The following is a 12848-nucleotide window of genomic DNA, read 5'->3' on the forward strand; positions in this document are numbered from 1 at the left end:
ATATTTTATTACATAACTAATTATAATAATATATTATTTTTTCTTTATTTCAAGCTTAGTCTTTATTTTATTATATAAATTTTTGTTTTTTCTACCAACACTGTCAGATTTCTGAATAATGACTCCGCCACAAATCCGAAAATCACCATAAATAAAACACTCATACCTGATAAATCCGTCAATGCAAAAAATTTACCAAGGAAAATCCCTGTAAATATCAATCCGGCAATATTTAAAAATATTATACTGCATTTTCTAAGATCAAGAGGGATACTTATTTTACAAAGGATCATAAATCCTACCACAGACATAACCATGGTCGCAATCGTACTTATGCTCTCCTTAGATATTGAAAATACAGATCCGCATACCACTATTGCAAAGACTATAATAACATCCGTCAAACCTCCCGGTAATGCCTTAAGAAGTACATGCTTAAGAAAATGTCCCCTAATACGCTCTTTTCCGGGTTCAAGTGCCAATAAAAATCCCGGAATACCGATTGTAAACATGCCTACAATTGAAATCTGTGCCGGCTCAAGCGGATATGTAAACATAAAAACAGCCGATAATAACGATAATAATAGCGAAAAAATATTTTTTACCAAAAACAAGCTTGCTGAACGCTCTATATTATTTACAACTCTTCTGCCTTCATATACAAGTTCAGGCATATGCGAAAAATCGGAGTCTAAAAGTACAACCTGTGCAGCCTGTGTTGCCGCCTCACTTCCCGATGCCATTGCGATACTGCAATCCGCATCCTTCATAGCAAGAATATCATTTACCCCATCCCCCGTCATAGCTACAGTATGCCCATCTTCCTGTAAAGCCTGTATGATTTTTTGTTTTTGTTTAGGTGTAACGCGCCCGAATACTGTGTAACTTAAGGCGGCTTCTCTTATTTTCTCATCACTCTCAAGCAAAGAGGCGTCAATATATTTTTCCGCATTTTCTATTCCGGCTCTGACTCCAATCTCTGAAACAGTCTTAGAATTATCTCCCGAAATAATCTTTATATTTACTCCTTGATTTTTAAAATAATTAAATGTTTCTACGGCATTCTTTCGTATAGGATTTTTAAACGAAACAAAGCCAAGGGCAATAGCATCCTCTATCAATCCGTCTTTAATATTATCACTGAGATATTTTGCAAAAAGCAGTACTCTTTTACCGCTTTTTGTTCTTCTTATAATCTCGTTTTCATAATCTGAAAAATTATCCTTTATAATAAACTCAGGTGCTCCCAGTAAATATACACCATCATTAAATGTAATGCTTCCGTATTTAAGTTCCGATGAAAAAGGCAGGATATTAATTGGAGTATCAAAATCTTTCTCTATACTGTTAAGCTTTGCATATTTTTTCAAAGCATTCATAGTGGAATTATTATCCTTTGAAAAAAGAGCATATCTGCATAAAAGTCTTTTAAACTCCTCATCCCTCAATCCTAAGCTATTTTCCCTACATACAAATACATCATCCACTTCCATATCAGGCTCTGTAATCGTTCCGGTTTTATCCACACATAAAACATCCACCCTTGCCAAAGTTTCGATACTCTTCATATCATGTAGGAGTATATTTTTACCTGCAAGCTTTACCGTGCTTATTGCAAGTGCCAAAGTGGTCAGAAGGTAAAGCCCCTCAGGAATCATACCGATAACCGCTGCAACTGTGGATGTTACACTCTTTTTAAGAGTATGCTCATTAATATAATAGCTTTGTAAAAATAAAATAACGGCAATCGGGATAATAACAATACCAATCATCTTTACAATCAGATTTATATGGCGTATCATTTCCGATTGTTCTTTTTTATTCATTGCCTTTGCTTCCATGCCTAGTTTTGAAATATATGCCTCATCTCCGACTTTTTCAAGCCTCGCATAACATTCCCCCGATACCACAAAGCTCCCTGATAAAAGATTACTCCCTATATTTTTTTCTATTTCGTCCGCCTCACCTGTAAGCAAAGATTCATTTACCTGTATACTTCCCTTTACAATTACGGCATCAGCACAAATTTGTTTTCCTGCTGTGAGAAATATTATATCACCCTGTACCAATTCCTCCGACAAAATATTTTGAAGCTTTGATTCTCTTATAACCGTTGCGTGAGGAGCATTAAGCAGTTTCATTTTTTCAAGTGTATTTTTTGCACGCAACTCCTGCACTATTCCTATAACAGTATTTCCTATAATGACGGGCAAAAATGTAAGATTTCTAAATGAACCTACCAATATCAAAAGTATTGAAATAATTAAAAAAATCAGATTAAAATATGTGCATACATTTGATAAAACTATCTCCGTTACCGTTCTATCCGTACCCGAATAAGATTTATTAACCAATCCCAAGGCTATTTTTTTATCTACCTCTATTTGTGTCAAGCCTGTTATCAGACTGTCAGTATTTTTTATATTATCCATCTTTTCACCTTTTAAATATATAAATAAAAGACATCTAAATCAATGTCTTTTATTATGCAATATTATAATTATATATGAGTTTATGTCAAAATATACTTTATTTTTTATTTTTGATTTCCCATCTGTAATGCCCGACTATTTCATCAGCCTTACCTTTTAAATAATTTTGCTCATATGCTCTTTGTATCTTACTTCCATGATGAATAATATACGGCACACCGTTTTTATCTCTTCTGTCAGATACTATCCCGATATGCTTTTTAAAAATTACAATATCTCCTCCCTGCCACTCTTCTATCTTTGAAATATCTGTGCTGAGACTTTTTGTATTATTTTTAAAATACACCTGTAAATTTCTGACTCTACGATAATCTATATTACTATCGGCGACTTTAATATCATAATCATCCTTATGCTCCTTTATATCCTCCGCCACAAGTTTTTGTAAATCGTATCCGGCACCTTTTAGCCCCATAGCCACCACATCGGTACAGACTCCATATCCGTCATCCGGAGAACCTCCTATATAGTATCTACTCTCATACTTCGGCTTTGTCTGTATATATTCCAATGCACTGTTTAGTATATCGCTCTGATCATCAATGCCGTCCCCGTCCTTGTCGGTAGCACTCTTAAACTGCTCTATCTTCTTTTTATAAGCATTCCTTGGACGCTTTATCGAAGTCTCCTTATAAGAAAATCTGCTTATTATGCTGAATATAACTAATACAATTGCTGCAAGTAGTATTCCTGCAGCAATTATTTTTGATCTTTTTTGTTTCATTTATAAACTCTTTTATTTTTCCCTGTATTTCTCTTCAATATACAAAACATAAACCGCCATAGTAGCTATTGTTAAAATCAGGACTCCTATTATTGATAAAAGCATAAATACCGAACTTTTATCAAATAATATCGGTACTCCAAAAACAATCAAAAGCACTCCGAATAAAACAAACAGCTTCCCTGTAGCATGATTATATCCCTTTACATCCTTTACCTTTGGCGGATTAACATTTGCCCAAAATCCTGCCTGCTTTTTAGAAAAGAAACAACTGATTCCGATAGCGATTATTAAACATCCGGATATTGCCCAAATTATAAAGCTTAATAAATTTTCACTCATATAACACACCTGCCCGGCTACTGCTAAATAATATGAACTCTTTCAGAAAATGCCTTTTTTTCTTTCTGTATTACAGTACCCTTTGGCTTTCCGAACGGAATAATTGTCCTGGGTGTTTCTTCACAACTGATATTCAATAATTTTCTAACCTTATCTATATTTCCCTCAAACTTCATCATTCCATCCATCCAAACTCCGGCATATCCCATTGCAGTAATTGCAAGCATAATATTTTCTGTTGAAGCCGCATAATTTTCAATTTCAAACTCAAGATTATAATCTCCGGCATGAATACATTTAGACGTAACAACAATAATAACCGGTGCGGATTGCGTAGCTTCAGTAGGAAAAATTTCAGCAAGCTTCTTGCGAGTATCTCCATCTGTTACGGCATAAAAAGTTGTTGTTTGTAAATTATAACCTGACGGTGCACATATTCCCGCATCTAAAATTATTTTCAAGTCTTCCGGCGGGATAGAAGAATTTTCAAATTCTCCACGATAACTTCCCCGTCTTTTTATTACATCAAAAAAATCCATAATTCCTCCATATCTTTTGTATATATATCCGCCTTAAATCCGAACAGCTCCTCATTTCCTTTTTTCTTTCTTTTTAACAAATACCGTCCCATAGCAATCATTGTAATAGGGGAAATCAAGTTTAAAAAAATATAAAAATCCAAAACTTCATAATCGCTCCTTAGGTATGGCTAATTACATAATTACTTTATTTACAAAGCCTAAAATAACTAATATACAGGCAAAAGCTGCTGTAAGTATAGCAAGTACTTTTCCTCTCTTCCAGTATTTATTTGTAACATATACCAGATCGATAATGCCTATTACCGGTATCAATTGCAGTAAAACATGTAATACACATTTTCCAAGTCTCATCTCCTTTTGTCTTTTTGTAATCATAATCATACTGATAAATAAAACAAACCCCGGCAATGATACCGTAAAAGATATACCTAATAAAATCGGTGGCAGGATAAGAGCCGCCGCCAGAAAAAACGGAGCCAGGGCAATTGCCATCGGAAATATAAAAGTTAAAAGTGAAATACCTAATCCGCCTAAAAATATAAATATTGAACTTAATATAAAAAACAGTGTGGAAGGAATTAAGGTGTATTTATAAAAAAGGCTTCCATCAACACAGTATTTTATGTTTTCATCTTTTACCGCCTTGCCTATATTTACAAGCTGATATACAAAAAGTACTACAAATATAATAAAAAGCACAGCATTTAATATCAGATATAAAGGTATGCTATCCATCATCTCGCCTCCTACTACAATGGTACATATCAATATATATACTGAAAGTATATAGGCTATACCCATGCCCCATGAAAATCCCTTCATATTAAAAGATTTGGCAGCCACTTCCAAATTTTCACTTTTTACAATATTATCTTTTTCAATTTCATTTTTTTCTGCGGTGTGATTTTCTTCTCTATCCATATGCCATCTCCTATACTCTTATTATATATGCCACTATAGCAATCAAAACAAATATAAACACACAAACAGCAGTGATTATAGACAATAGCCTTCCTCTTTTCCGGTATTTATTTGAAAGATAAAGGATATCTATTATATCTATTACAGGTACCAGCTGTGATAAATAATGCAATAAAATCTTATTTTCTTTCATTCCATATTCTTTTTTTGCTACAGAAATTATATATTTAAATGCTAAAAAAGATGGTGAAAAAACTATACAATAAATAAATACTACCAGTACGAATGCAATGCAAACTGCCGCTATCCAAAGCGGTGTCATAAATATAGTTGCAGGAACCACCATAAATGCTATAGTACCAACCATTCCACCTAATACAATAACTATTAAAGCCAGCCCGACCGACAAAGTAAACGGGAGTAAACTGTATTTAAGAAAAACACATATATTTATACAATAATCTATATCATCCATTTTTACAGCACTGTTTACCGCTTTGATTTGTAAAATAAGCAGCAGCAAAAATATAATGAAATATACTATATTGATTAAAATAAAAGTACTTGATTCTTTCATTATTTCATTTGCCCTTATATCAAAATATGCCCATCCATATAATACTATAATATAAAGTATGCTGATTAACCATTGAATCCGGTTTATGTTCTCGCTTTTGCCGATATATAAAGATTCATCATTTTTTACATAACTTTCTTTCCTATAGTCTTCCTCTATATCCATATCACACCACTCCCTATCAATTATTTTTTAATCTGAAATTTTCGCCCTCATAGATTCTTACAGGATTTCCTCTCACAATTTCACTATGTTTACTCCATGCATTATTGCGGCTTTTCACCTTTTCAAAATCATTTCTGCTTTTTAGAACAATAGCAAGCTTTCTGATTGCATCCTTTTTATTCAAGAGCTGACTTCTTTCTCTTGTGGAGCTTACCCTTATACCGCTTGGAATATGAATCACACGAACTCCGGTCTCCACCTTGTTTACATTTTGACCACCCGGACCGTTTGCATGAAATTTCTCAATCCTTAACTCGTTCTCTGAAAAGTTCTCCTCTATCTCTGTAGTTTCAGGAATAATACTCACATCTATAAACCAGTTTTTTCTTTTATGCCAAGGTCTGTATTTACTTTTACAAATCCAAAGCATACTGCCCTCCAGATATGAAACATCCTGTTTTGAATAAAGCATCACAGACAAAAAAGTTTCATCTTCCGCTCCGGCTACATGATTTAAAATCTCCGGTGAAGGAATTTCTTTCATCAATTCCCTACATATTCCAAAAACCGCTCTTTGACATTCTACCGGTCCCATTCCTGCACTTAATTGTAAAATCACTTTCTGTCTCCTCCCTTATAATTATATATGGGAGAAAGTATGTCCTTAATATCTACAGTCTCTTTTATTGCTTCTTTTATATACTCAATTCCTCTGTAGGCAAAAGGCGCTTCATCCAGGGTTTCCTTACTTATGCAAGTAGTGTATACCCCCTTCATCTTTTTTTTAAACTCAGAAACAGTATGTGAAGAATTTACCATCCCTCTTGATAAAACTCTTCCGCTTCCATGCGGTGCGGAATTATTCCAATCAGCATTCCCAAGACCTTTACAAAGAAGTACTCCTTCTTTCATATTTATAGGAATAATAACGTCTTCATTTAATCCGGCAAAAACAGCTCCTTTTCTAAGTATTGGCACTTCCCCTGAAAAGTCCACATAATTATGAGTACAGGAAATCTCATCCAATGCCTTCCACTTCATTTTTCTGATTATTTCACCGTCAATTATTTTTCTGTTTAAAATCGCATATTCCTCTACAATTTTTAAATCATGTAAATAATTTTCCTTTAAACTTCCGCTAAGATATGTCATTTCATAGGGTATACTATTTATGCCGCAGTTTTTTAAATATTCCTGACCTGCATTCATATAGTATTCCGCCACCTCTTTGCCAAGATGTCTGCTCCCTGTATGTATCATAAGATAAGTATCCCCATCTTTTGATATATCAAGCTCAATAAAATGATTACCTCCTCCAAGAGTTCCAAGACTCATTAATGCCTTTTCCTTTCTGATATGTGAAAGGCATCTTAGACTTTCCACATCCATCTTATCAGCATTTATATGTATATCTTTTCTAATCCCGAATCCTACAGGAATATTATCTCTGATAACGGTATCCAGCTTTTTAAAATCATTTCTTATTTTACCTAATTTTACCGCCAGCATTCCGCATCCGATATCAAGTCCCACAAGTCCAGGCAATATCCTCTCACCCACAGTCATAGTGAGACCTATAGGTCCTATTTTACCCGGATGAATATCCGGCATAACTCTGATTTTTGAGTTCTTGGATACCTCATTGTTACAAATCATCATTACCTGAGATAATGCTGTCTTATCCACTCCGGCATTATCCATATTTTCATCGCACATAATATAAGCCTGTGCATATTTTCCATTTAATTGTATCAAAATAAAAACCTCTGTTTTCTTCTGTACAAAGGCTTTATCGTTCATTCTCTAATAGTAAAATTTAGAATAATAGACAGTGAACAACCATGCCTCTGTAGTTTATAGTTCCGCCTGTTTTATTATTCATTATACTCTTCATAATTGTTCTCCTTTCCGTTCTCTATTATTTATTACCCTAAAATTATATCACAATAGTACTCTAAAAACATCTTAACTTTCTTCTACATATATCTTTCTTGCAAATAAAGCTATCATAACTGTAAGCAGAGCTAAAATAAGTTCAATAAAATACACAGGTATTTGTATTCCGGCAAGAATAATTACCAAAGCGTCTACAAAAAAATGAATAAATAAAGCTGTTAAAAATAAATACTTCTTCTTAAAAGAAAACCATACCAGAACAGATAATGATATCTGTATGGCTACAGCAATTATTCTCTCCACTATTCCAATCAAAAAAATATATGGTGCCGATGTTATCAAAACATTTGCACTGAACTTAAGCTGTTCCAAGGTATATCCTGATAAATTGCTTGTAACGGCATCCAAACTTCCGCTATTTATCATAAAAGAGAGTACAAGATTATTTATCATAGCAAATCCCAAAATAGCCAATGCCTCAAAGCCTCCATGTCCCGCACCATACATACAGGCATTTATATTATTATCTCTGTTTTTTCCAAGCAATAATTTAAAAGCAATGAGTCTTCCAAATTCCTCAAAAAGAGCCGCCATAGCTCCTCCATATATTGCATAAGTTATTATATTTTCCCTTACATTTCGCCCCAAAGGAGTAATAAAAAACAATTTATGAATTGTTGCTTCAATAAATAAAACAAAAACCATAAATACAAGGCAACCTACAAAAAAAGGTATAATATCAGCTTGCTTTTTCTTTCTGAAATACAAAAATAAAATAACCGGAATTAAAAATCCCGTCAAACATGATATCATCATAAAAATGATACTTAAAAAAGGAACTTTATCCATAAGCTTACCTCCTGCCTATTTATAAATTTTATTTAAACTTAAAATATCAACTTTTAAGCCTTATCACTTCCCTAAAAAATTGCTTCCAAGGAACGGACGAAGCAACAAATCTATAGTAAAGATTATTGCAAGTATTATTGTAAATATATTTACAGCTCTTTCATTCAGTTTTTGAATACAAAAATATACTGCCGGCTCTATAATGTATATTATTATAAGACCTCCGATTCCGAATTTTACACTGCTCCATAAAGCTATACGCCCTTCAAAATTACAAAAGTAAGTGCTGTAATCCCAAAGCCAGTCACCCATTATAAGCTCCATAAAATAGCTTCCGATAAGTTCAAGTATTGTAGTAATCAGCATTGTAGATAAGAATACTAAAATAAACGAAACCGAAAAACTCCCGACAGATATCTTTTTATTCCTTATCGGCAGTAACAATGCAATCAATATAATTCCACCAAACCCATATATAGGTAAATAAGGTCCGAATAAAAAGCCTCTATTTACATAGCCCATATGAGTTTCAAAAATTCCAACAAGCACTTCATATATCCAACCAAGTAAAGCACATGTCATAAACATGAGAAAAATATTTCTGATTTGTTTCAACTGCATATATCCTATCACCTTCCTTTATTACTCTTTATTGTATAATAAATTATATAAAATATCATTCACTTTATACATTATTTTTTCACAAATATAGAGTATAGTATTGACGGTACAAAACTGTTAAGTAATATATTACTTCAGTAAAAATAATTTTAAAGGAAGTGAAAATATGAATTTTTTAGAAAAAATCAGGCGAAAAGAAAAGCTTAGATACTTAAGATGGTTTGATATCCTTATCATTACCGGCATTATGTTCGGTACATTTATAATAACATCCACTCAGTTATTTATAGGACTTTTGCAGTCCGATCCACAGGCTATACAGGAATCAGCCGAATCTATGGATATAACCTCTGACGGTGCCGCCTACTCCGGCAACTTTACAATACAGGCAATTCTATTGCTTATTACAATACTATATTTAATAATCAGAAATTTTGACTTTAAGCAGTTAAAAATAAGACTTCATCCATCTGTAATCATCTGGGTTCCTGTACTTTTTTCTATAATGGGACTTTTCGGGGACTTTATAACAACAATAAGTGGAGAATATAACTATTTTGATCCTTCTCTTCTTCAATATATTGATCCTTTGGAAATAGTAAATAAATTCCTTGCACTGTCTCCGCTTGCAATCGGATATGCATTTTTAAACGGCTTTTATGAGGAATTTTTCTTCCTCGGGCTTATGACCTCTGTAAAAGATGAACATAAATGGTATGCGCTTGCCTTCTCAACCCTTGTCAGAGTATCATTCCATACTTATCAGGGACTTGTATGGGCATTGGTAATCGGTGTTGTATATGGTCTTTTCTACTATTTTATGTATAAAAAGGTTATAAAAAACTTATTGCCGTTTTTCCTGATGCATGCATTGGCAGATATGTTCGGTTCATCACTCATATATCTATTAATTGCTTGGGGTTATTAACTGAAAATTTAGTCGTATTTCACATGGTATGAGTTTATATACACAATATATCAATTATTTTTCATAGTTTATCTTATTTAAGTTTTAGCTATTAGGCTATGTATCCAAATAAAAACATGCTGAATATATGTATACAAAAACTATTTTTGCTGTAACAGTTGTCAATTTGCATAATATCATTTCGTCATATCTTTGTTAAATTATCTACTTTTTGAAAAAATATAGCTTTTATTTTTCTTTTATGCTAGAATCAATCTATAGCAATTTGCTATAGATTGAACAATTTGAAAGGGGTCAACATGGCTAAGAAACCGGACGAAAAGTATGGACTTTTTATTAATGGAGAATTTAGAGATTCAAAAGACGGGAAGTTTTTTGATACATATTCTCCGGCTACCAAAGAAAGAATCGCAAGTGTGGCTGAAGCCACAAAAGAAGATGTAGATGATGCTGTGAACGCTGCTTGGGCAGCTTTTGATTCATGGAAAAACCTTGATAAGATTAAAAGAGCTGAAATCCTTTTAAAGATTGCTGATGTTATAGATGAAAATAAAGAAGATTTGGCTTATATTGAGAGTCTTGATAATGGTAAGCCTATTCGTGAGACACTTAATGTAGATATACCTTTTGCAGCAGATCATTTCAGATATTTTGCTTCTGCTATACGTACAGAGGAGGATACATCCAACTTCCTTGATTCAAAAACATTATCTCTTGTATTTAGAGAGCCTATCGGTGTTGTTGGACAGATAGTTCCATGGAACTTCCCATTCCTTATGGCTGCATGGAAGCTCGCACCTGTACTTGCATCAGGATGCTGTACAGTTTTAAAGAGCAGTTCTTCCACTCCGCTTTCAGTACTTGAACTTGCAAAGCTTATAAAGGATATTGTTCCAAAGGGAGTATTTAATGTGATCTCAGGTGCAGGAAGCAAGTCAGGACAATATATACTTGACCATGAAGGATTTAGAAAGCTTGCATTTACAGGTTCTACCGAGATTGGATATTCGGTAGCGAAGGCTGCGGCTGAAAGGCTTATCCCTGCTACTCTTGAGCTTGGCGGAAAATCAGCTAACATCTTCTTTAATGACTGTGATATAGATCTTGCTATTGACGGCGTACAGCTTGGTATTTTGTTTAACCAGGGACAGGTTTGCTGTGCAGGATCCAGAGTTTTTGTACAGGAAGAAATATATGATGAGTTTGTATCAAAAGCTGTAGATCAATTCAATAAGATTCAGGTGGGCGATCCGCTTGATATCAACACTCAGATGGGTTCACAGATAAATGAAATTCAGGTGGCAAAGATACAGGCTTGTGTAGACAGAGCTGTTGCCGAAGGTGCTACTATCGCTTGTGGTGGTTCGCGTTATACAGAGGGTGAGCTTGCTAAGGGTTCCTTCTACAAGCCTACACTTATAACAAATGTAACTAATGATTCTTATGCGGCTCAGGAAGAGATTTTCGGACCTGTTGCTGTTATCATTAAGTTTAAGACTGAAGAAGAAGTAATCAAATATGCCAATGAAAGTGTATACGGACTTGGTGGCGGTGTATGGACAAAGGATTTAAACCGTGCATTCCGTGTATCAAGAAGCATTGAAACAGGTAGAGTTTGGGTTAATACATATAATGCAATTCCTGCAGGTGCTCCATTCGGCGGTTACAAGACTTCCGGAATCGGTAGAGAAACACATAAGGTTATCCTTGATCACTATACACAGATGAAGAATATACTTATTAAGCTTGATGAAAACCCAAGCGGATTCTATCCTAAAAAATAATATAAGGCTAATTCCTTTATATAGCGGCAGGTAGATATATTCGATAAAAATACACCCGATATCGGATTCTACATTGCCTAAAACAAAAACTCTCATTCCGGAAAACCGGCTTGAGAGTTTTTTCTTTTATGATATCTTTACTATCGGAATCCAAAGCTCCATTCTATAATCAGGGCTATACATATCTCCTTCAAAATAATACTCAAAATCCGGACTTTCCGAATGTCTGTAACCATGCTCCGGAAAGAAAATCTCCATCACATATTTCCAACCTTCATGAATACATTCCGGAACACTTCCTTTAAGTTCAACAACTGCGTATTCATTTTCATTTATTTCCAAAACTTCCAGTCCCATACTTTCGGCTTTTTTTGCATCATTTACAATATAAGCCGCCATATAATTTATCAACCCGGGATGTTTTACATCATGGCATATCCCTACACTCTGCCCGTTTCCAAGTTTTGCAAGATCATCATGGCTGTACTTTGAAAACAGTCTGTTCCATACATCAGGACATCTTGATGAATCAATATTATTTTCATTGATTCCTGCAACCATAAATTTTTCTCTTTTTTGAATCTTAACATTCATATTTCTTCCTCCTTTTATACTCAGTGCCAGTTGCACACGAGAAAATACCTTGAACGGTTTCCCGTTCCTTACTTCTGTAGGAGTAAATCCATGAAAACTCTTAAATGCAGTCCCGAATGAATCAGAGGATTCATATCCATATTTAAATGCAATATCAATTATCTTTTCATCCGTATCCCTTAAATTTATTGCAGCCTCTGTAAGTCTTCTGCTTCTTAAATACTCTGAAAGTGTGATTTCCGTCAATACAGAAAACATTCTACTAAACATAGCATAGGAATATCCCGACAAATACATAATCTCCTTTTCACTGACTTTATCATCCAAAACAGTTTCAAGATAATCAATCGTATCATTAAACGACTTTATTATATTCATTTCTTTCCCCTTTCACCCATATATTATAATTTTTC

Annotated in this window: 14 protein-coding genes; 2 read left to right on the forward strand and 12 right to left on the reverse strand. The window is 34.0% G+C overall.

Annotated elements, in window-relative coordinates:
• Positions 1–62: 62 nt before the first annotated feature.
• The 11 genes from J4O15_RS08400 to J4O15_RS08450 all read right to left on the reverse strand — a co-directional run bounded on the left by J4O15_RS08400 (position 63) and on the right by J4O15_RS08450 (position 9129).
• Positions 63–2432, reverse strand: coding sequence for an HAD-IC family P-type ATPase (locus J4O15_RS08400; protein WP_208100434.1), 2370 nt, complete (start codon positions 2430–2432; stop codon positions 63–65).
• Positions 2433–2529: 97 nt separating this feature from the next.
• The gene (locus J4O15_RS08405) at positions 2530–3216 is read right to left on the reverse strand and encodes a DUF1287 domain-containing protein (RefSeq protein WP_009218444.1); all 687 of its coding nucleotides are present in this window, start codon (positions 3214–3216) and stop codon (positions 2530–2532) included.
• 12 nt (positions 3217–3228) lie between these two features.
• Positions 3229–3558, reverse strand: a complete 330-nt coding sequence (locus J4O15_RS08410; RefSeq protein ID WP_208100435.1) for a hypothetical protein — start codon at positions 3556–3558, stop codon at positions 3229–3231.
• A gap of 23 nt (positions 3559–3581) precedes the next feature.
• Positions 3582–4097, reverse strand: coding sequence for a nitroreductase family protein (locus J4O15_RS08415; RefSeq protein WP_208100436.1), 516 nt, complete (start codon positions 4095–4097; stop codon positions 3582–3584).
• Positions 4079–4240, reverse strand: a complete 162-nt coding sequence (locus tag J4O15_RS08420; RefSeq protein ID WP_208100437.1) for a hypothetical protein — start codon at positions 4238–4240, stop codon at positions 4079–4081. Before J4O15_RS08420 ends, J4O15_RS08415 begins: the two co-directional genes overlap by 19 nt.
• Before the next feature lie 31 nt (positions 4241–4271).
• Entirely contained in the window at positions 4272–5021 is a 750-nt protein-coding gene (locus tag J4O15_RS08425) for a hypothetical protein (RefSeq protein ID WP_208100438.1), read from the reverse strand.
• 10 nt (positions 5022–5031) lie between these two features.
• Complete coding sequence (locus tag J4O15_RS08430; RefSeq protein WP_208100439.1) at positions 5032–5763, reverse strand: hypothetical protein; 732 nt, start codon at positions 5761–5763, stop codon at positions 5032–5034.
• Positions 5764–5779: 16 nt separating this feature from the next.
• Positions 5780–6382, reverse strand: a complete 603-nt coding sequence (gene prfH / locus J4O15_RS08435; protein WP_208100440.1) for a peptide chain release factor H — start codon at positions 6380–6382, stop codon at positions 5780–5782.
• Positions 6379–7563, reverse strand: coding sequence for an RtcB family protein (locus tag J4O15_RS08440; protein ID WP_243762015.1), 1185 nt, complete (start codon positions 7561–7563; stop codon positions 6379–6381). Before J4O15_RS08440 ends, prfH begins: the two co-directional genes overlap by 4 nt.
• A gap of 165 nt (positions 7564–7728) precedes the next feature.
• Positions 7729–8508 (reverse strand): YhfC family intramembrane metalloprotease, encoded by a 780-nt coding sequence (locus J4O15_RS08445; protein WP_208100441.1) that lies wholly within the window; start codon positions 8506–8508, stop codon positions 7729–7731.
• 63 nt (positions 8509–8571) lie between these two features.
• On the reverse strand, positions 8572–9129 hold the full coding sequence (locus tag J4O15_RS08450; protein WP_208100442.1) for a putative ABC transporter permease: 558 nt from the start codon (positions 9127–9129) through the stop codon (positions 8572–8574).
• A 166-nt stretch (positions 9130–9295) separates the two neighbouring features.
• Here J4O15_RS08450 and J4O15_RS08455 point away from each other — a divergent pair, with 166 nt between their 5' ends.
• Positions 9296–10057: a CPBP family intramembrane glutamic endopeptidase gene (locus tag J4O15_RS08455; protein WP_208100443.1), complete on the forward strand. Its 762-nt coding sequence runs from the start codon at positions 9296–9298 to the stop codon at positions 10055–10057.
• Positions 10058–10356: 299 nt separating this feature from the next.
• Positions 10357–11841, forward strand: a complete 1485-nt coding sequence (locus J4O15_RS08460) for an aldehyde dehydrogenase family protein (protein WP_208100444.1) — start codon at positions 10357–10359, stop codon at positions 11839–11841.
• A 126-nt stretch (positions 11842–11967) separates the two neighbouring features.
• Here the strand turns inward: J4O15_RS08460 and J4O15_RS08465 are convergent, their stop codons facing one another.
• Positions 11968–12813, reverse strand: a complete 846-nt coding sequence (locus J4O15_RS08465; RefSeq protein ID WP_208100445.1) for an AraC family transcriptional regulator — start codon at positions 12811–12813, stop codon at positions 11968–11970.
• Positions 12814–12848 lie beyond the last annotated feature (35 nt).

The sequence above is a fragment of the Lachnoanaerobaculum sp. Marseille-Q4761 genome (genome assembly GCF_017565785.1).
Classification (GTDB): Bacteria; Bacillota; Clostridia; order Lachnospirales; family Lachnospiraceae; genus Lachnoanaerobaculum.